This window comes from Fluviispira vulneris, from assembly GCF_014281055.1.
Lineage (GTDB): Bacteria > Bdellovibrionota_B > Oligoflexia > Silvanigrellales > Silvanigrellaceae > Silvanigrella > Silvanigrella vulneris.
The window spans coordinates 141,446-161,580 of sequence record NZ_JACRSE010000006.1; the positions used below are offsets into that span (position 1 = coordinate 141,446).

Genomic DNA, 20,135 nt, shown 5'->3' on the forward strand with positions numbered 1-20,135 from the left:
CGGAGAATTAAAAATGAAAAAAAATATTATTATTATACTAAGCTCTTTTTTAATAAGTAGTTGCACCTTTTTTCCTCCTTACAAAGTTTGGCAGCAAGAAAAGGAGGGAGAAGCTGAACTGGCACGAGCAACAGCAAATAGGAAAATTCGAGTACTTGAAGCAGAAGCAAAAAAAGATGCTGCGGTTTCCGAAGCTCAATCAGAAATTGAGAGAGCTAAAGGCGTTGCAAAAGCCAACGAAATTATAGGGAACTCTCTAAAAAATAATGAGAGTTACTTACGTTATCTTTGGATATCTAACTTAAATGGCAACAATAAAGAAGTTATTTATATACCGACTGAGGCAAATCTACCCATACTCGAAGCGGGCAAACGGTAATATTATTATGGAGAAATCCCTATGGAATTCGCAGATAAAAACAGCACAATTCTAGCACAACTAAAATACGCAATTGCAGAGGCAGAAAAAAATCAACACGCTCCAGATGTTGAAATTATTGTGCGAGAGAGCGTAGATGTTGAAATTAGAAAAATTAACTACAGCCATGAGACGGGAACGATTAGAATATTTTTAAATGTTATTGATATTTATTAACGGAGGCTTAAATTGAAAGAATATAAAAAATTTACCTGCATAACTCCGCGCGAAGCCGTTGAGTACGTTTTAAATAATGGGATGGTTTTTATTTCAGATAGCCAAGTTTACATTGGACGAAATAAGCACGGCCAGACGTTTAAATATTCAGACGACAGAGCAATCGAAGTTCAGGATGAGCTGGAAATCGCGTTAGAAATATTACAAGCACACTACATATACCCCACGTAAATAAAAACAAACAAAGCTCTAAAATAAAATAATAAACATTAAAAAGGAGGTGCTAGCTGAACACATACGAAAATTTAACTAACGCAATTGTCGCTCGGCTCTACTCAAATGTAGAGCCTTTTTTACGGCAGAGGCGCGGAAGTTGCGCCGATTATCTCATAAGTGAAAGTTACTGTTTAGAAGTAAAAATTGATTTTGCAGCCGCAAAAACTGGAAATATTTTTGTAGAAACCGCGACAAAACGTGGCGATAAAATCACAGACTCGGGCGTTACTTTAGCAGCTAAGCACAACTACAGAATGCTGTACATACTCCCGAATTCTGACAACGAGACGTACGAATGCTTTGAAATTCCAGCCGAGAAACTACTACAAATTGCTGAAAAACATGGACGTAAATCACAGACACGGCCGTACGTAAATGGCAATTTCGGTGGATTTTTTGGCGTCGGCTACATTTTAAAATTGCAACATTTGCGCGAAAATACAACTATCCTAACAACTGTAAAAACTGGAGAAATAAAATGAGAGTTGCTTTAGCTGGAAAGTTAGGTGCAGGAAAAAATACAGTTTTTGAAATTTTGAAAGAAATCCACGGTGAGCTGCGGGAAGAAAAATTCGCAGCGCCGCTTTACGTCGCAGTTTCTGAAGTGCAGCAACTCTTTGGAGAGACGCCGCATAAAGACGGCCGATTGTTGCAATTGCTTGGCGAGCACTACAGAGCAAAATGCGGCAGTGATTTTTTCGCCAAATGGCTGGTTGCGAGAGTGAAAAATAGCGATAATTTCTGCATCACAGATTTACGCTTTCCGGATGAGTTTGAGCATGCGAAACGGAAAAATATTAAAATTATAAAAATTGTTCGCGATGAAAATTTGCGAGCACATTATAGCGCTGGCCGCGATTTAAATCACAGTACGGAGGTCGCGCTTGACAATTATGATGATTTAAGTTTCGATGCTGTTATTAATAATAACGGAGGCTTGGATGAACTTAAAAAAATTGTCGGCGATGTTTATATACAGTTGTTTGATAGCGGCGGTAATTAGTTGCGGTAAAAAAAGCGATAGTAAAAATGCTGCTGCAGTTGACGAGGAAGGATACATTGAAGCTGCTAAGGATATCGTGAAAGTTGAAGTTCCTTTTTCTAGAGCTCAGTGGGTTTTTAAAACTGTACCCTTTGCTAAACCTAATTCCAACGATTTTTATAAGCTACCTCCCTTTTTAGAACTATATTTTGGGGACTTGGAAGACGAAAAAATAACTGTGCAGTTTAACGATATAGACCAAACTACATGCGTATACTCAGGTATAAAATTAGTTGACGACGTTCAGACAATACCTCTAGAACAATGTAATAACGGTAAATATGCTTTGAGTGTATTACGATGGGACAAGGAAACGTTTATACATATTTCTACGGGTAACCCTATTTCATATGCCCGAGTAAATTTTTACGCAGGCGCATACCTCCCCTCAAGACTATAAAAAAATATAGTAGTAATTTTAATTAACTTTCAACTTGCAGGCGCTGCTTTTAGTGCCTGCATTTTTTTTTGTTGGAGAACTAAAAACATGGATATCTCGCGCTTATCCCGAAAATACCGCTACGAAAACGGCAATTTTATTCAAAATAGCGGCCGTTACGTCGGTGACACAGTAGACCAAAAAAGAATACAAAAAGAATTAATAGACGCGGGTGTAACTATCGAAGAAATTCCTGAAGCACTTAATGCCCTCGCGAGTGCATGCTCTAAAAAATTTACAGACAACAGCGACGATATTGAGAATGAAATTTTAGAAATAATAAACAATAATAAATCAATAATGTCAGACTATCGTTTGGTTAAAATACGCGGCCAACTAGAGACATTTACGTATTTTTATAACGGCCGTATTGCCCGATTAATTCAAGCAGGAGTCCCTAAAACGCAAGAGTGGGTTGAGATTTTGCGCAACAGCAAGCCTCGAGAATTGGCTGCAGTACACAAACAACTTGCACATAAAATCAACCCCAAACGGCCAAACGCTGTCACAATAGAGTGTACGGCGGAGAGGATTATCAACCAATTATCTATAGACATGTATATGGACGAAGACGCGTTTTTAGAACTTGAACAAGCCCCGCGACCAGTTTCGTTAAGTACAGACGATATACTGAGTTCGCAAAAAATAGACTACAGCCCCAACGACAACCCGCAATTAAATCCAACATTGCAAGAGTTGCTGTCGCGTTGCACAGACTCCGAATATTTATGTGCGATTTTATGGTTAATGTTTTGCGGTAAAAAGACGCCTTACGTAGTGTATTTGTACGGCGAAGGTGGGGAGGGTAAATCTTCATTCACGGGATTTTTAACTCGCATGCTCGGTGAAGCTATTACCGCTACATTTGATAGTAATAATAATTTTAGCAACATAGGGATGTTCAATAAAGCGTTGATATTGTTAAGCGAAAATGTGAACTGTCGCCTACTGCAAAAATCTGAGGTTAAAGCGCTGACGGGCGATAGCTACGTTAGCATAGAACCAAAAGGAAAAGACAGATTTAGCGCAAAACTGTCAGGCTTGCTTATGGTTGATAGTAATACGCTACCTTTACTTGAAGGCGAAAATTACGAATTCCGCAGATTGAGGCTGTTTCGCTTTAGTCAATTTAAATGCAATACAGAAATTGACAAAGAAACATACGAAAATATGTTGTCAGAAAATTTTAATGACTTTTTAAATCACTGCCGCATATGCTACGAAAAACTGGGCGGCGCAAATACAGTGCCCGCGTCTCCCGCGCAAATTGCAGAGTTCGGCAGTCTTAAAGACCTTGCCGCAATTACTGCGAGTAAAAACTTATGGCGACAGGTTAAAAAAGCAGGACATTACGAGTTAGACAGCCATGGGACAGTTGACGAAGCTGGATTTTATCAAGCACTATCGACGTGCGGCAATTTGCGTGAGTTGCGAAAATCGTACGCAGACCGTGATTTATTCTCATATCTACGTACGCAGCACGGCGTTGTACGAGAAAAAGGCCGCATTAAAGGCATTTCTGTGGTTGCGCCCGAAGGTACGTATTTTGACGCAACATCTGCAGGCTAGGAAAGAACTTTCCGCACTTCCCACGCCACGACACCACTCACAATTGCCCCAACAACTAGCATTAATGCCCATGTTTTCCAGCGTTTCCCAGCATTTTCAAGTGCGGTTATTCGCGCTTCGAAAGATGACAGTTTGTTTTTATATGATTCAACGGTAGCGTCGAGGCTCGCGAAACTTGCGCGCAATTCTGAAACATTCATGTCAATTCTATCAAGTTTGTCAAATATTTTTAAAATTAAATCGCGGTCTGTCATCTATTAATCCCTCGCGACAAAAGATACGCAGCAATTCGCGGGTCGATTCCAGACGTCGAAAGCGCTTTTAATATTTTAGATTTTTGCGCGGCATTTATAGTTAGCGCTGCGGTTTCTCCTGCCTTGGTTCGCATTGCCGGAATTAGTGATAGTGCTCCTATCGCGCCGCCAGTTTTTCCTTCCGCGGCAGCCCCCGCCGCCGCTCCCGCCGCACCTAAAAATCCAATTGCGGAATTGCCGCCCATGCTGGCCTTCCTCGACAATAATTCGTCAACCATCGTTGTGTTGCTATAATCTGACAGCATTTTTGCATATTGCGGCTCTGCCGTCGCTGCTGTTTTTATTTCAACATCTCGCAGCGCTGAGCGACCTAAATCCAACCCAATTTTAGATTTTTCGGCATTTCCAAACACGTCTCGCGTCTCCCGTCCGATTTTCGATTTTAGGTCAACTAACGTTTTAAAATCCATGTTATTGTTAGCGTTAGATAATAATTTAATATCGTCGCGCAAATTGTTTACTTGATTTACATGTTTCGCGTCCAAATTTAGACCTGGTGTTAAATGGCTCGCTCGTTTATCAACTGCCGCAAGCACATCGTCGGTTGAAACTACAGGCAATCTGCCGCGCGCATCCGATAATTGCATACCTATATTTTTTAAATTTTTAGTCGCTAACTCTTCTTTATGCGTTAATGTTTTTAACGGATTTATGTAGCCATTATCTAACGCAAACTGTGCAATTCCGTCAGCATTCTCGCCCATTTTTGTAAAATCCGACCGCGTTGCGCCCAGCGCTTTTAACGTTTGATTTTTTTTAAATCTATCCAGAGCTCTCGGAATATTCCCGACTCCCCTGGCGGCAACTCCAAGCGCACCCCCAACTCCCGCCCCTAACGCAGTGTCTTGCGCCCGCCTTTCCCACGTGTCGCCTTCGGAACCTCCGAACCCTCCGACAGCCCCTTCTGCGGCCATTCGTGCAAGTGAAATACTGCCGCGGCCGACGCCACTTGGAATAGCTGCGGCAATACCTCCAGTGAAATTTGCAACTGGATGCTCAGCTTCGGCATTTTTCTGCAGCCACCGCGTAACATCACGGTCTTTTATGTAGCCGTTCTGTATTGCGTCGAGTAAGCTTTTATCTTTTTTTCCGTTGCCCCACAAATACCCAATTCCTCTTCCTAGCCCGCCCACCGCTCCATTTATTTCATCAGTAAACCCAAACGTCGCACCGTCAGCCGCACCCAGAAGCAGGGCTTCCAACGTGTTTGTTTTATTTTCAGGTTTTACGCCAGCAATTCTGTATAAATCATCATCAGACATATTTTCTATATTATTATTTGCAGGTTTTTTATTTGAGTTATTTACAATCTCTAGTAACTCTTCATTACTATATTCGCGTATATTTTTCATTGAATTTTCGCACCTCTGCGTTTTAGCTCCTCTAACGCCGCGTTGGCTGTAATGTTGCCACCGTTTGTATTAAAATTATTTAATTCAGTTTTTTTCATACTCTTTGCAGAATTAAAAGCGTCCAGTCGAGTATCGAGGTCATGCAGATAATTATCTATCATTTTGTCTGCTGTTTTATTTGCGTATAAAACCCCGCCAAACTTGCGAAACGGCAACATATATTTTTGAGCAGACGCAACTTCTCCTTCTCTCGCAACAGATTCAGGGTCAACTAATTTTGCAAAATCTACCGCCATTTGGTAAATTTTTGCGTCCATTTTTGTGCCCGCATCTCCGAATGGCGTTACAGTTCCATTTTGTTTTATTAATTCCTTTAATTCGTTAGCATTAGTTTTTAAAATATTATATCTGTACGCCGCTTCCCTCCGCTGAGAGTCCTCTTTTGTTTCTTTTTCTTTCGCTACTCCCGCTCCGATATTTTGTAAATTGTGAGAATCTAAACCATTATATTTACTAACGTCACGAGCATTAAAAGCTGTAGCATTCAATTTACGTTCGAGTTCCCGAGCTTTCTGTAGCTCGCCGCGACTTCTGTACGTCTGCGCGGCTTTATATATTACGTCCGCGTCTGCGATTTGTTTTAGCTGCTCGCCAATAGCTGCGGATAAATCATAATTGCCGAGAATTTCCGCTTGCCGCTGTTGATTTTTTAACGCAGAAAATCTAGCAAGCGCGGCAGATTGATTGTATGTTCTGTCGCTTTGTGCGTCAGATAGCTGTAATTTTTTTAGCTGCGAGTCTATCTGGCCGTTGTATAAGTCTTGCTCACCCTGCCTTAGTTGCTGCTCGCCTCTTTTAATTTGTTGGTCACTCAACAACAACCCTTTTTTATTTTGCTGCAGTTGTACATCCGAAAGCGCAGAATCTTGGCCGAATTTTTTAAATTTCATATCGTCGTAAATATTTTCACGGCCGAGCGCTAAATTTTGAGCTGCCTGCGATTTTTTACGTTGCTGCAGTTGCATATCGTCGTTCAAATTTCGCAGAGCAGAATCTCCGAATTCTTTTAAATTTGTATTTACTGGCGCTGTGTGGCCGCCAACGCTTCCGACCAACGATTGCGCACGTAGAAGATTATCTGCAAAAATTGCAAGATTATTTGCAGAACGTGCGCCATGTATATCGCTAGCGTTCGCAAATTTGTCCGCCTCGCTATTTTCGCTCTCGTATTTTTGCATTAGTTTCTCTAGCGCGGAAATGTATTTATCAGTAGCCATAGCGTTTTAACCTTTCGTCTTCTCTCCGTTGCGAATCTAAATACATTAAACCGGTTGTTACTCCGTTTGTTATTCCTTGAATTGCGCTGTTTTGGTCGCGTGCGTTCGAGTTTATACTGTTTATTTTATTGTTAGAATTTCCAGTTTGTGCAGTAATTTTAGCCATTGCATTGTCGTATTTTTGCTGCTCAATATTGTTTCTAAAATTGCGGCGCTCATACATTGAATTATTCCGCAATTCTGTATTTCTGTCTGAGTTATTCTGTCGTGCTGCTAAATTCATGCGTTGTGCGTCATTTAAAACATCTGCATTGCGTTGATTGTAATTATTGCGATTTGCTGCACTGCGGGCGTTATAGCTGTTAATAATATCAGCATTCTTAAACGACATATTCTGTTCTGACTGTTCTATCTGCCCGCCTAAATTTGCAGAATCCCGCAAAGCCTGCAGTCTGTTTGCATACGCTGTAAGTGCGGCGGTCGTGCCGGAATTACTCGCATTTTGGCTGTTGTTCTGTTGTGTTGACAAAGCTTTCGCAAACCCTAGCCCACTACCGACGCCCGCGCCTCTGCGTGCATATTCGTCTAAAATCGACGCTTGTTGCGATTCATTTTGAGCTGCTGACTCGCGCATCGACTGTTCAATTAATGCTTGGGAAACACTGTCAGTGCCTGTATTTCCCAGTTGCCGCAATCGCTGAAGCGCTGACAGCATTGCTTCTTGCCCCTGTTCTCCAACCGCAGAACGGCGAGCTAAATGCGGTGCCTGCTCTTCTATATATTGTGCAAGTTGTGGTTCGTATTTGCCAACAAGCGCAAACTCTTCGGGAGTTATTTGCGTCATATCGAACGTAGGGTCTGAAATTTGGTCGATTAATCGCTGTATACGTGCGTGTTCTGCGGCGGTTGCTTTGTTAGCGTCGCGCGATGTTTTGTATTGTAGTGCGCCTCCGAGGAGGCTGCCGCCGAGAATTGCGGCGGCTATAGGTAAAACCATTTATAAATATCTCCTACCAAAATTTTAATTTTTTAATTCCACGCTCAATTTCCCTTCCAACTTTATTCGCGCCATTATATAGGGACTTATTCATGGAATACATACCACCGGTTATGCCGTCTAGCAGTAAATTATTTCCTCCGCCGCCTCCGGTTTCGGCAGTATATTCTGGAGTATAGGCTTTAGCCGCTGCGGCTTTTGCTTGCTCTGCTCGTGCATTAATTAACGAATTTATTGCGTTACGGTAGTCACTCTCGCGAGCTGATACGTTAATTTCTGGCGCACTTTCTCTAGCGCGCTGTTGCATTCCAAGCAATGCGCCAATTTTATTAAATCGGCCGTCGAGAAACATATTTTCGTTATATGTTTGCATTGGCGAAACAAAATCGTTTTCGCGAACGTCATCTAACGTGAAATTTTTTAATGTATTTTCCAGCAATTTATTTTTTACATTTAGCGCCGCTTCTTGATTTGCTTTAATGTAATTATCGCCCGCGCCTTCCATGATTTTTTCAGCAAACATGTTTTTGTAATCTTGGCTTTTTTTCCACTCTGCGAGTTTTTGTAATTCTGCACTACGGCGTGCATTAAATTGCGCTTGTCTTTCGCTTGCGGCAGATTGCGCACTACGCATTAATTCATTTCGGAACATATCGCCGTCACTATATAATCGTTTTGAATTTTCGTCGACCGTGCGTTTACTGTTGTCTAACAACGATTTCTCGTTATTTAAAAGTTGCTCTTTTCCTGCTCTAAATCCGTCAATTTGTGTCAAATCGTTTCGAATTGCGCGACCGGCTTGCCCCGAATTTCTGTACAATAGTGCGTCTAATCTACTACCGCCGCGTGTACTTCCGTTTTGATTTTGTAACTGATTTGTAAGGCCATCAATCGTCGATAAATTCGCTGTCGCTGACGTATCTGCATTGTAATATTTTGATTTAGATTCAATTGCCCCTAATGTATTTTTAGCAACATCTGGAGTTGCGAGAGTGCTTAAACGGTCGTAAACATCTTTTCTTTCGATGTTTTCAACATCCGAGCGACCGTTATAATTATAATTTTTTGCAATATCGCCAACGTTTCTGCTGTATTCTTTGGTCGAATTTTGCAGCTGTGTGTTGGCGTCGTCGAGGCTCTGTTTTATTCCAGAGCTTAGCTGTCCCATGTTGGCGCCATAATTTGCATCGTAAATCGCATTAGGATTTTTAAATGTACTTTCATGTGCGGCCGAAGCATTTTCTGGCGCATTTTTAACTCCAGTTTCGCCCGACGGCGTAGGTGTTTGGCCGATTATTTGCCCTTGTGGCCTACGTAATGCTGGTTTTTGTTCGTCAATTAGATTAGAAATTTTTCTGAAAATGTAAGCCATATTATAAACTCACTATAGGTTGGGCGGGAGAAGCGGGTTGCGCTGCTGAAGTGCTCCCGTCCGGCGGTTGAGAGGGAAGAGGTGGCGCTACGCTACCGCCGCCAGACTCGACAGCTCCGCCAAGTGATGGCGGCTGCTCAGGCAGAGGCGGCGGTTGCTGCTGTTGCTGCAGATGATTCTCATGTTCTGCAATGTGCTGTAATATTATCGCAACATGTTCGCTGCTGCGGCGGATTTCTGGGTTCCGTAGCAAATCTTTATGTTTCTCAATGTGCGCCTGATGGTCGTCAAATGTAAGCACTGGACAGTCAATACCCGCCAATAAATCATCATTTTCTTTCTGTGCAAGTGCACTTTCGTTTAATTGACTGCTATAAAGTTGCTCTGGCGCTTGGCCTTCGAGTACTAAAAAATACTCGCCGAGATTTTTAACTAGGCCATGCTGCAGGGCTAATTCGGCGGTATCTCTTCTGCCGGAAATAGTATTCATAATAGGATTAACTATATCTAATTTTACCCTTTCAAAATCCGCCAATTCGCTAGATTTAAATTCTTTAACGTACGAAGTATTGCCGTCTGCTATAGAAACTATTTGTCTTTCAGCTCCAAACATGCGGTAAAATTTTACTGATAGCGTAACAACTTCTTCAATTCCTACGTATAGGCACCTAGACAAACTTGACATAAATTCGACAGAATTTGCGCATAGTGTTGCGATTGCGTTTCCTGCAGTTACTCCCGTAGGCGGCTGTCCCCTTAGAGCGCTGTTAACGTTAGCAATAACGCTCATATGTTCGGTGTAAATACGAATGCTTTCGATAACCTCGGGCGGTGTTTTAGTTAATTGTAGCGCTTCAGGTTTCCCGCCACCGTCTATATTTTGCGGCGTGTAATCTATGAACTGCATGCCTTCTACTTGCGCAATATCGATGTTACTTCCGCGGGGGTTTAAAATTGATTGCACGCCGAACGCTGCTTGATTTGTCGCCATTGTCGAAAAAGACACGTCGAGCATCTCTTGAGTCGCGGATAAGTTACAAAATAATGGATAGCCTCGAAGCTGGTCATTCATTTGCTCGGGTAGATTTTGAATAATCGGAATGCACTCGTACGGATTTTCACCGTCATATAAAACACAACTTTCGCTGCAGAGAATTGCCATTCTTCCGCGGGGGACGGCCGGCGACGGTTTGTGATAATAATGATAAACTAAAATTGTGTCGTCATTTTCTGCAGAAACTTCTGTTACTTTAGTCCCGCTAAACCTATTAATTTTTAGCAATTCATCTCTGAGTTCTGGATGTAGTGCAATAAGGTCGTGGCGGTTATATTTTTCAGCGACCGCAGCCCATGGCAGGTCTTGCCAGTCATCATATTGTAAATCGTAAAAAACATAACTTGGATTTACTACGGATACCTTAACATCTCCTGTCATTTTAGGTTCGCCGTCTTCGGAATGCACGAGCGTTCCGCCGTCCGAATACCATGTGCAGTGCCAAAAACTCTGGCCATAAATAAAAATTTGTTCGGCCGCTCTATCCATTTTTACGTCAATTTTTTTATCGCGTACGAGTTTATTTGCGATAGCCTGCGCGATTTTACCGTTTGCGAAACTCGCGTAGTCAGTCGAGCGCATTATTGATTTGAAAAATAATTTCTGTTTGCAAATTATTGAAATAGTTTGCCTCACGAGGGAACGAGCTTGAGGCACGCTCATTTTAATTAGCTCGCCTTGGCGACCCGCAAATCCTAAATTTTCTGACAAAGCATTTTTATAGTACAGTTCAATATTCCGCTTCCAAACCGAAGAAAAGCAGTCGTTAAATTGTCCGCTTGATTTTATTAATTGCATTATTTTAGCTGTAGCAGTTTTTGTATCTGCTGCGGCATAATATTGGTTATTCATTGCACCTCTTATGTTCTTAATTATAAGTGTTACAGATTCCGCTATTATTTTTTTGTTACTGTAGATTTTTATTTTGAAGTTCGGTTGGAAATGTTGCGAACAGCGAAGGCAAGCGACTGTATGTTAATTTGTTCAGCCGCTTGGCTGTGCCTGAGTTTTACTTTCAACCATGTTGTCATCTGATTCTGCAAAGGTACGAAAACCCGCGTAGGTTCCGCCAAATACGTCTGATACTGTATATCGATGGTTTCGCCGAGACCCCACGTAAAAAAACCCCAAGGGCTGTTACCCCAGCCGCTTTGATTACCGCGGGCTTGCCATTCGCGATAGCTTGAGTCACTTGCATCCGAAATGAAAGCAAGCTCGAGCTTGCTGCAAGAGTTATTGCGGTAGCTAGCCTGAAACTCCGAAAATTGTTTTAGCACATTTTCGTCTAGCCCAATCGGGCTTGAAATAATCTCACTCGTGATACTTTTAAAATGCTCTGATTTATTGTCAATGTTTGCTTTGCGAGAGAAATGACACTCTGTCAATTTTTTTTGCGGTTTAACAGCAATGACACGGTTAATAACATCACCTGTAGCAATAATATCGCCCACCTCTATTTTTAGCTGGCTATTTATTAGCCAGCATTTGCATGTTGCATCGACGGGAGTTGCTGAAATTACGGGCGTGCTTTCGTCGCAAAAATCTGTTTTGTTATTATTGCGCCTCATTTTAATTAATTTATTTTTATTATTTATTGCGTAATGCAGATTGTCTGTGGGGTTTACCACACCGCTGCGGTACAAAATCGAAGACGTTGTCCACACATTCGTTAAAACATTGTAAACATACGTAACAAAGCTACGGGCATTTGGCGTATATGTTGTTAGCATATACAGCCGTTCTGTTGGAACTGTAGTTGCAAAAGTCACGGCCGAAAAATCAGGCTGCGAAAAAATTGCAGTGAGCAGCGGTTCAATATTGCGACTAACGATTGAAACTTCCGTTTCTGTTATCCGCACAATTCCTGCAAAAGTGCACGCATAAATGCTGCCGTCGAGTTCTACAACAGATTCGGGAGCGTTGCAAATTATTGTCAAATCAAGCGGAAATACGCTAAAATCCGCACGGCTTGAGCCGGATAATCTGAAAACGCCATCCTCTTTTAAAATAATTAAACTATTTTTTAAGGGAACGATACGCAATATTTTAGCTTGTTTTGCGCCAACATTAATATACGACGTTAAAGGGAACGCTTCGATTTCTCCAAATTTGCTTATGTATACTCCATTTGGAATTGTGTCAGAAATACTATCAACGCTCTTATCTGTTGCCGCCACAGGCAAACTTGGATTAAAACATGCGGCAATTTTTTTCGTACTCGCTCGCAACGAAAATTTTACAGACGCAATGCGTGAATAAAAATACATTTTACCGGGCAATGACTGCGAAGAACTTACATAGCTTGCATAAATAGTGCCGTTTTTATCCCTATTAATTACGCGGCATATTGAGCGCGCAGTATTGTCAATATTTACAGCAACAGAATTGCTAGATGTAAATATTTTAAATTTGCCGCCATCAGTCGTAGAATATTCGTCCGAATTTGCCGCAGTATACGTGCGTTTTATATTCCCAGTTTCTACAATAAAACTATCGCCCGAGAGCAAATCGCCGTTTGCTTTTATCAAATCAATTTCTGTCGAGTTTATAGTTGTAGGGCAAGTTAAAAACATGTGCTCCTTAAAAAATGCCACATCTTCGCAGACAGGCGGCGGCATGTTTGACTCTAGAATTCCTTGGCCAGTATTAGGGTTTGTATATAAAAAACCAACACGGAAAAGGTCATTAATTTTATCAGTATACGTTATAAATCCACTTTCAATCTCTGGTTTTGTGATATTTTTCTCTATAACTAATTGTAGCGTTGATTCGTCAGGCTCAACTTCGTTATTTATTGACGCATTTGTTCTGTAAATTCTGTAAAAATAATCAGTATAAAGACAATTTTTTGGGATTGTCGCTTGTAGTTTTGGCTCTGCTCTAAATCCAAATTTAACGGTAGTTACGCCAGTTGACGGCGTAGTTAACACGGCCGTCGTTGAGAAAGTAAATTCATTATTTGTGGCATTAACGGCCGTGATTACATATTCGCCGTCAGGAATTGGCGTTACCCCATTCGAGTATTTCACAGTAACAAAATCGTCAATTTTTAACGCTTTTGGCAGTGGTTCTGTAGCTGTGATAGTTATTTCATGATTTTTTATTTTAATGCTTTTTGGCGACTGTAGCATATTGCCGCGTGTGACAATTTCTGAGGGTGCCCCCAAAACTACCAATTGATTTGCGTCTTTTCTTCCAAAAACAATGCGATATCCTATTTGCGTGTCAGGGTTATGTATGCCTGAATTAGGCTCCGGCTCACTTCCGATGTAATCAAGGTCTGGCGCTTTCTCAACACCCGCGAAAATTATATTCTCATTTATACTTTCAATTTTTAAAAGGCCTTTTTTTGAAGGTATATACAAATTCCCTGCCGCTTGACAATACCGTGATGTTTGAATATCAAGAGCAACTCTCGTTTTAATTTCAGAATTTTTTAAAAAACTGCCGTCGCTCGCTTGCTCAACTACCGTTACGGACGTAGGTGAGAGCAATATTAAATTTTTTAAATAGCTTAAAACAGTATGGCTTCCATACATTAACCCGTCAATAAACGTTTGATAGCCATTTCGCTTTTGAATAATATTGTCGCGTGAAATTAAAATATTTTCGGCTTTCTCGAGAAACCCCTCAGTCTCAAAACTATTATCTTGCAAATTTAACCCAAAAAATTTTGTTATCTGCATACTATATTCTCAATGATTTATGTATTCTAGGTTTATTCAAAAGTCGGTTACCGTTCACATACGGCCGAGGTTTTCCCGAAACTCGCGGCGATAAAACACCTTCCATGATGTTGCGAGCTCGGTCTAAATCGGGCTTAAATGCCGCGAGAGCTTGCAAATCTTTTTGCGCTTCTAAAATTTTAACGCCCGCCGCTTTGATTAAATACTTGTAACACTCATCGGGCAAAAGTAAAACATCTGTTTGCCCCGCTAGCGAAACTCTGTCGCCTGCTTGCAAATTTTTTGGCAATAACTCTGGCTTAAATTGCATTTTATTGCCGTCAATTCTCGCGACTGCAATATCTATTGCCAGTATGTGCGGTTTGCATCTCGCATTTGCTGCAATAAAATCGTACATACTGCGGCCGGAAAAACTTTTGTTTGCGTTTGTTGCTAGCGTAATTTCGCCGGTGCTGTAGTCTACATTAGAAACTACGGCAACATTAATGTTTGATACGAGCCGCGAATGTTTAATAAAATAACTAAATGTTAATTCGCCGCAATTCGCTGTAGGCGTAGGAACGAGCGCAATATCGTCGCCCACAAAATAATATTGCGACGGTCTGCCTTTGTTATGCTCGCTATCTGCGTTAGAAAATTCTATATTTTCGAGTTCTCTATTTTCGTGCCACACTGTTTTAATATTAGAGCCAATTGCTCTATACGGAACAGGGTATAGTTTTCTATTATTTTCAAGAAATACATTACTATTAAATAGCAGCCTGTCGCTGTGCAGGCGCAGAATCATCGGCACGATGGTGGATTCTATTTCTTCGTCAACCATCGCTAAAATATCATCGTCGCTAAAGCGGAAGTCTGTTGAAAATATTGTATTATTGCGTTTGATAGATGTTAAAATATCACTCGATGTATATGCCATTATATTTTGATTTTCTTATTTTTTGGTTCGGCTGCAATGGAAATCACCGACAATTTTGCTGCTTTCGGCTTTGCTTTGCGTTCGTTTTCAGACTGTAGCCACTCGTTAAATTTGCTTTTAAGATTTTCTTTCGGCGCTTCAGTTTCTTCTGCGGATTCGGCCGTATTTTCGGCCGCTTCTTTCAATTCCTCCGAAACTTTTGCAGTTTTTTCGCCGTGTCCTTCGGCCATTTTTTTATGTAATTGCTCAATTAACGTTTCCAAAATTTTTGCGATAGTCATTTTAGTTTTTCCCTGTTATTTATTTTTTTTGATGCTTAAATTGTAAGATAAGTTTATATAAAATTTATTTATAAATCCTTTTTTTTGCGAGAGTTCGCTAATAATTGTAGACTGCATGGGTATAGAGCTGCTTGTAATCAGTAACCCTACGTCACTTAAATACATTGACGTTAATTGCGGAGGGGTTTTTGTTACGAACATCAACCGTTGGCTTATTTCGCCAAAGCTATGTACGCTATACTCAAGTGTTGCATTAGGAAGCCAAGTTTTTGTAAAATCCCAACTAGTTACTAGATTCATACCCGCTGCGGGATTTGCATACAATTCCATATCCTGCAGCCATGGGACATTTAATCGCAATGTTGCGGGAGCTGTTGTAGCTATATCGTGCGTTAGAATGCTGTAAACACACCCTGACACAGTAATAGCATTACAACACTGAGATACAGCAAGCATTGAAATATGGAAAACATATTTGCCTGCAGTCAATATTGATTCGATAGCAACGTTCGGCCGATACTCATAAATTCCATTGCACGAAACAATATAATTTCCATTAACGTTCGTAAGTACAATCGAACCTTTTCCGAACAAAATAGCATCGGGAAACTCGCGCGCTTCGCCAAAAAATACCCTCGTAATTGCTGTTGTGTTTATCGGCCGTAATATTATGGATTCGCCGTTTCGCAAGCTCGCGGCCGCGGGAACTATAACGCCGCCGGCTGCAGTCATGTTAAGTGTATCAACAATAATCTCACGTGCATCTTTATTTATAGTATTTATGTGCACGGGAGTTACAGTATCTCGTATAGTTAATACAGGACAAATAATTGAAATACCACTCGCGAACGATTTAACACCGCCAAATATTTGGGAGCTTGCCGTAATTATTCCCGCATTATTTTCGCCCGCGTCTATTAATTTCTCACTTACCGTTTTTGAAATTTTTTCATTTATTGTTTTAAATTCTTTTGTTACAAACTCGCCAAAATCACTGCCGTTAATTTTAATATTATTTTTTGTCGCATCTATCGTTTTATTTGTAAGTTCGTCTTTGCTGTTCTTGCTAAACGCTACAGCATAAAAATTGGAAATAACTCGCCAATCTCCACGATTATACAGCAATCCGATTTTTTGATTATCGCCACTTAAAATGTACTCTGTCGCGCTTTCAATTGTTGCACCCGTTGCTGTTATTTTTATCGGCAGATTGCTAGCATTCCCGCTCTCATCCGCGATAATAAATGTTGAGCCTTCGTCGACTGCCGGTAAAACTACCGACGACGGTTTGCTGCAATTAATTCCGATGTAATAATCATTTTGCGAAAGTGTTGTTGTCTCGTCCGTAGAAGTTCTCGCTGCGTATTTTTGGCCGTTAGTTGTTTGCGCGTTGTCAGCTAAATCCGCTAAAAAATCTGTTAATGACGGCCAGCCGTCGTCGCCAGCTTCTGGGATTGAATATTGATTGTTATTCCAATTTTTAATTAATGCCACGATTGTTCCTTAGATTTAATTTTCGTATGATACTTTCGTTTTTTACTTTCGCGGGCACTTTAGCTTTTTCGCCGACTTCTATCGCTACTACTGCATCGGCGGCAACTAAAAATACCGAGGATTTTCCGAGGCGAAAATCTAAAAATTTATTTTTGAAAATATACTTGTCTGCCTCGATTTCCTTAATTTCTGAATTGCAGCCATTAAAATATTCAACATAGTATTTCATTTTTGCACGCCTTTAATTTTCTCGTACGTTCTTAACCCACTTATTCCGAGTAATCCACATAATACCGTCATAACTTCTTCAAAATCGAGCGACGGCAGCACTGTCAGAGGCTTCCCAAGCGCTTCTAAAATTATTAACAAGAGCGGCTGAATTAAAAAATTGTACGCGAATATTATTGCACACACCCAGCCAACAGCCGGACGCCAGCCGGCCACGAAAATTGATTGATGTTTTGCTTCTACCGCATTGACATCTAGCTGTCGAAATGCGCCCTCTTGCTCTAGCCGCATGAGTTCGATTTTCGCTTTATTTGCGTCGTCGGGGTTTGGGAATATTTTGTCAAAAATTCCAGTCAACAGCGGTATTAATGCCGGCCACATATTTTTGCCTTTATTTTATTGTTGTATTTCGGCCGAATATTGTAATAATATCGGCCGTTACTTTAGTTAAGCTGCAGGGGCTTCGTCGTTAATGTTTTTAATTAATACCTGCTTTGCGGGAGCTCTGCACATAATATACATATCTGCGTATGTGTGAAATGCGTATGCACCTTGTCCGTCTAGCTGATAAAATAGTTTTTCGTCCGACATGCCTTCTATGGAAGTTGCAACATCTTGCGTACCGCTGCAAATCCAATCATCGAGTCTCAAAATAATTGCATCGCCTTCCATCACATATCTATGTCCGACAATTTCAATTTCACCTTCGCTATACGCGAATTTAATCGATTTCGCTCCATTCTTTAATTCAGAACTATTGTAGGAAGAATCGAAACTTCTGTTAGCTAGCCCATCTGCCATGAGCGCATGAAACGAGCGCGGGTTAGCGTAACAGCGTAGGGTTCCGTACGTCCCACCTGCATTTACTGCATCCGCTGTGCCCATTTCTATTGTTTTAAATGACAGCGATTTTCCGCCGCAATCAAACACATTCGCAGACCAGAGTGGGAATAGCTGAGCATCAATATTAAACTGCTTGCCTTTATTTTGAAGTATTGCTTTAACGCCAATCATTTCTTGGGATAATTCCATGCCCTCAAAAGCTAAAACATGCGAGCCAATTTTAGTTGCGGCTGTCGGTTTAAAATCGACTTTTAAAATTCCGAGCGATGTATCGCACGAAATATATCGGCCTTCAGCTACAACTTCTCTATTTGGCTGTTGCAATTGTTTAACCTTAATTCCTTGCATTCCAACCCATATTCCAGAGGCCATGTCGCCTGCTTGTAATAAAATATAATTACCGCTTGCGTTACTGCAAACTCCGTTTGTAAACGACAGTTCGCCATAGAGGGAGCTTGTGAGTTTACCCGTACCGTTAGCAAATTTTTGTTTGCGATACTCGCCTGTAGTATATGCAACTCTTCCTAATAATACGTCGGAGTTTTGTCCGTGTATTTTTACAATCTCGAGAAAACGACGGTGTGAAATTAAATTATTTTTAACAACGTGTTTAGTTGCTTCTACAAACGCCGTTTCGCTGCTAGCACTTCTGCCGATAGTTGCCCATGGCACGATTGAACGTAATACGGAAATAGACGGCGTAACCTCGGATTGTTTAATAGCGCCCGCGACCGCAGGGTTAATATTAAATACGTCGTCGCCCGTGCCGGCAAATGTGATTCCCACCTCGCTGCCTAGAGTGATAGATTCAACGTATTTATTACCTGCTTTCTCCTTCGTAGAGAAAGGAATATCTTTTGTGATATGCAAATCATCTGTTGGGATTAAGCTTGTATTTAGTTTACCGTAGTGTGTTTTAAAAAGCTCAAGATTTGAGCTATTCGAAATTTGTCCTGCCATTTATTTATTATCCTTTATTTAATTATAATTGCTCATATTCAATATCTACGTGTATAAAACCACTCTCAAGTGTCGAGAGTTTTCCAGTACTGTCAACATACCTTCCTACGATATGATTTTTACCTGTAATTACTGCCCCATTTGTTGCTGTATTTGGAAGCGGGGCTTTTTTATTTAACCCTTCAACATAATCTACGTTTCCGCTCGCTCCGATTTGCGTAAATTTAACGCCCAGAACTCTGCGGGCAGAGCCGTGAAGGAGACAAAATGCGAACGCATTTGCTGCGAGTGCTACAGTTCCGAATGTATTATTGCACTGTACATCGCCCGCTTCGCCGCAAAATTTATCAACCTCGGATTGCGATAAATCTGCACTTGTAAACCCAAAAATCACGGGCGCACCAAATCCATCGCATTGGACGGCTTTATTTTTCCCTGTGATTTTAAATCGTAATGCTAATGTGTCCACCTGCGAGCGCTGCAAACGTTCGTCTGGTAAAATTTTATTATGTGTTGCCAATTTTCTTCTCCTATTTGTATTACTTTGATAAAAATTCTTGTAGGCTTTGTGTTAGTTTGCTTTGAGGTGCTGCCGCAGTTGCCGGATTTGCACGAACGCTTGGAACTCGTGCGCCGCTTTTCTTGCTTAAATATGCCTCAGCTATTTTGTCGAGATACTGTTGTGGCAGTAAATCAAGAATTGCGTCAGGGCTCGCGTTTGTGTATGATTCTAATCTGCGCCCGAATGATTTTTTAGCCCGCTTTAAAGCTTCGGGAGCCTTAATGCTCGTTTGTGAATGTTTGTATTCCGCAAGCATCTGCTCTGCTAAATCTGCTACCATTTCAATTGTAGGTTTTGTAATTCCAGCACTTCTGAAACATTCCTCAATTTGGGTATCTATTTCTTCAACGATACGTTGCTCTTCTAGCTCTGCTCTTTTTTGCTCCTCCACTTTTTTACTGTTTGTTATTTCAGACTCGATAGAGTCCTTCCATTTTTTTAACTCTCGTAACTCTCGCTGTTCTGGGGTGAGTTCTGCCTCTGCCGCTTCACTTTCGAGGTGTTCTAAAAGCTTAGATTGATAAAAATCACGCGGGTTGTGCCCGAGTTCTCTTAAAAGTAATTCTGGATTTTCTGAAATTGCTGACAGAAATTCGTGCGCTTTTGCTTTGTAGCTGCCGTACTCGTTTGCTACATTTTTATGGCTTTTGTACGCGGCAATTAAATCATCTTCAGAAATTTCGGCATCGTCGATTTTAAACGTGCGCCTTTCTGCTGCCGCGGCGGGCGCAGACTCCGAAGTTTCTGGGCTGGCCGTAGTTGTGGAAATTCCTGCGGCAGTTGTGTCAATCTCTGACATTAAATAAATGCCCTCCTTAGTTTTTTCGTGTGTGTTAGTTTCTCTAACTATAAGTGTTACAATTTCTGAAATTATT

Annotated in this window: 22 protein-coding genes; 7 read left to right on the top strand and 15 right to left on the bottom strand. The window is 41.1% G+C overall.

The features are described from left to right. The first annotated feature begins 13 nt into the window (after nucleotides 1–13). From H7355_RS14160 to H7355_RS14190, 7 genes are all read left to right on the top strand, one after another. Complete coding sequence (locus H7355_RS14160; RefSeq protein ID WP_186648938.1) at nucleotides 14–379, top strand: membrane protease subunit; 366 nt, start codon at nucleotides 14–16, stop codon at nucleotides 377–379. A 21-nt stretch (nucleotides 380–400) separates the two neighbouring features. After that, on the top strand, nucleotides 401–595 hold the full coding sequence (locus H7355_RS14165) for a hypothetical protein (RefSeq protein ID WP_186648940.1): 195 nt from the start codon (nucleotides 401–403) through the stop codon (nucleotides 593–595). A 12-nt stretch (nucleotides 596–607) separates the two neighbouring features. Then, entirely contained in the window at nucleotides 608–826 is a 219-nt protein-coding gene (locus H7355_RS14170) for a hypothetical protein (RefSeq protein ID WP_186648942.1), read from the top strand. A 299-nt stretch (nucleotides 827–1,125) separates the two neighbouring features. Further along, the gene (locus tag H7355_RS14175) at nucleotides 1,126–1,353 is read left to right on the top strand and encodes a hypothetical protein (RefSeq protein ID WP_186648944.1); all 228 of its coding nucleotides are present in this window, start codon (nucleotides 1,126–1,128) and stop codon (nucleotides 1,351–1,353) included. Further along, entirely contained in the window at nucleotides 1,350–1,874 is a 525-nt protein-coding gene (locus H7355_RS14180; RefSeq protein WP_186648946.1) for a deoxynucleotide monophosphate kinase family protein, read from the top strand. The genes H7355_RS14175 and H7355_RS14180 overlap by 4 nt, the downstream gene beginning before the upstream one ends. After that, the gene (locus H7355_RS14185) at nucleotides 1,813–2,313 is read left to right on the top strand and encodes a hypothetical protein (protein ID WP_186648948.1); all 501 of its coding nucleotides are present in this window, start codon (nucleotides 1,813–1,815) and stop codon (nucleotides 2,311–2,313) included. The genes H7355_RS14180 and H7355_RS14185 overlap by 62 nt, the downstream gene beginning before the upstream one ends. A gap of 87 nt (nucleotides 2,314–2,400) precedes the next feature. Continuing rightward, nucleotides 2,401–3,921, top strand: a complete 1,521-nt coding sequence (locus tag H7355_RS14190) for a DUF5906 domain-containing protein (protein WP_186648950.1) — start codon at nucleotides 2,401–2,403, stop codon at nucleotides 3,919–3,921. On the opposite strand, the gene H7355_RS14195 is transcribed toward H7355_RS14190, so the two are convergent. From H7355_RS14195 to H7355_RS14265, 15 genes are all read right to left on the bottom strand, one after another. After that, nucleotides 3,918–4,175 (bottom strand): hypothetical protein, encoded by a 258-nt coding sequence (locus H7355_RS14195; protein WP_186648953.1) that lies wholly within the window; start codon nucleotides 4,173–4,175, stop codon nucleotides 3,918–3,920. The genes H7355_RS14190 and H7355_RS14195 overlap by 4 nt on opposite strands. Then, nucleotides 4,172–5,587, bottom strand: coding sequence for a hypothetical protein (locus H7355_RS14200; RefSeq protein ID WP_186648956.1), 1,416 nt, complete (start codon nucleotides 5,585–5,587; stop codon nucleotides 4,172–4,174). Before H7355_RS14200 ends, H7355_RS14195 begins: the two co-directional genes overlap by 4 nt. Beyond that, nucleotides 5,584–6,864, bottom strand: a complete 1,281-nt coding sequence (locus tag H7355_RS14205; protein WP_186648958.1) for a hypothetical protein — start codon at nucleotides 6,862–6,864, stop codon at nucleotides 5,584–5,586. Before H7355_RS14205 ends, H7355_RS14200 begins: the two co-directional genes overlap by 4 nt. Continuing rightward, nucleotides 6,854–7,579, bottom strand: a complete 726-nt coding sequence (locus H7355_RS14210) for a hypothetical protein (RefSeq protein ID WP_186648960.1) — start codon at nucleotides 7,577–7,579, stop codon at nucleotides 6,854–6,856. Before H7355_RS14210 ends, H7355_RS14205 begins: the two co-directional genes overlap by 11 nt. Nucleotides 7,580–7,874: 295 nt before the next feature. Next, the gene (locus H7355_RS14215) at nucleotides 7,875–9,233 is read right to left on the bottom strand and encodes a hypothetical protein (protein ID WP_186648962.1); all 1,359 of its coding nucleotides are present in this window, start codon (nucleotides 9,231–9,233) and stop codon (nucleotides 7,875–7,877) included. Nucleotide 9,234: 1 nt separating this feature from the next. Next, nucleotides 9,235–11,139 (bottom strand): portal protein, encoded by a 1,905-nt coding sequence (locus H7355_RS14220; protein WP_186648964.1) that lies wholly within the window; start codon nucleotides 11,137–11,139, stop codon nucleotides 9,235–9,237. A gap of 68 nt (nucleotides 11,140–11,207) precedes the next feature. Beyond that, nucleotides 11,208–13,973 (bottom strand): hypothetical protein, encoded by a 2,766-nt coding sequence (locus tag H7355_RS14225; protein ID WP_186648966.1) that lies wholly within the window; start codon nucleotides 13,971–13,973, stop codon nucleotides 11,208–11,210. Nucleotide 13,974: 1 nt separating this feature from the next. Continuing rightward, the gene (locus H7355_RS14230; protein WP_186648968.1) at nucleotides 13,975–14,892 is read right to left on the bottom strand and encodes a hypothetical protein; all 918 of its coding nucleotides are present in this window, start codon (nucleotides 14,890–14,892) and stop codon (nucleotides 13,975–13,977) included. Next, a complete protein-coding gene (locus tag H7355_RS14235) occupies nucleotides 14,892–15,173 on the bottom strand; it encodes a hypothetical protein (protein WP_186648970.1) in 282 nt (93 codons plus the stop codon). Before H7355_RS14235 ends, H7355_RS14230 begins: the two co-directional genes overlap by 1 nt. 15 nt (nucleotides 15,174–15,188) lie before the next feature. Then, nucleotides 15,189–16,667 carry a hypothetical protein gene (locus tag H7355_RS14240; protein WP_186648972.1) on the bottom strand — a complete coding sequence of 493 codons (1,479 nt, stop codon included), beginning with the start codon at nucleotides 16,665–16,667 and terminating at the stop codon, nucleotides 15,189–15,191. Beyond that, a complete protein-coding gene (locus H7355_RS14245; RefSeq protein WP_186648975.1) occupies nucleotides 16,654–16,896 on the bottom strand; it encodes a hypothetical protein in 243 nt (80 codons plus the stop codon). The genes H7355_RS14240 and H7355_RS14245 overlap by 14 nt, the downstream gene beginning before the upstream one ends. Further along, a complete protein-coding gene (locus H7355_RS14250) occupies nucleotides 16,893–17,276 on the bottom strand; it encodes a 3TM-type holin (protein WP_186648984.1) in 384 nt (127 codons plus the stop codon). Before H7355_RS14250 ends, H7355_RS14245 begins: the two co-directional genes overlap by 4 nt. Nucleotides 17,277–17,342: 66 nt before the next feature. Then, nucleotides 17,343–18,410, bottom strand: coding sequence for a hypothetical protein (locus tag H7355_RS14255; protein ID WP_186648986.1), 1,068 nt, complete (start codon nucleotides 18,408–18,410; stop codon nucleotides 17,343–17,345). A gap of 310 nt (nucleotides 18,411–18,720) precedes the next feature. Then, on the bottom strand, nucleotides 18,721–19,218 hold the full coding sequence (locus H7355_RS14260) for a hypothetical protein (RefSeq protein ID WP_186648988.1): 498 nt from the start codon (nucleotides 19,216–19,218) through the stop codon (nucleotides 18,721–18,723). A gap of 19 nt (nucleotides 19,219–19,237) precedes the next feature. Then, nucleotides 19,238–20,059 carry a hypothetical protein gene (locus tag H7355_RS14265; protein ID WP_186648990.1) on the bottom strand — a complete coding sequence of 274 codons (822 nt, stop codon included), beginning with the start codon at nucleotides 20,057–20,059 and terminating at the stop codon, nucleotides 19,238–19,240. Nucleotides 20,060–20,135 lie beyond the last annotated feature (76 nt).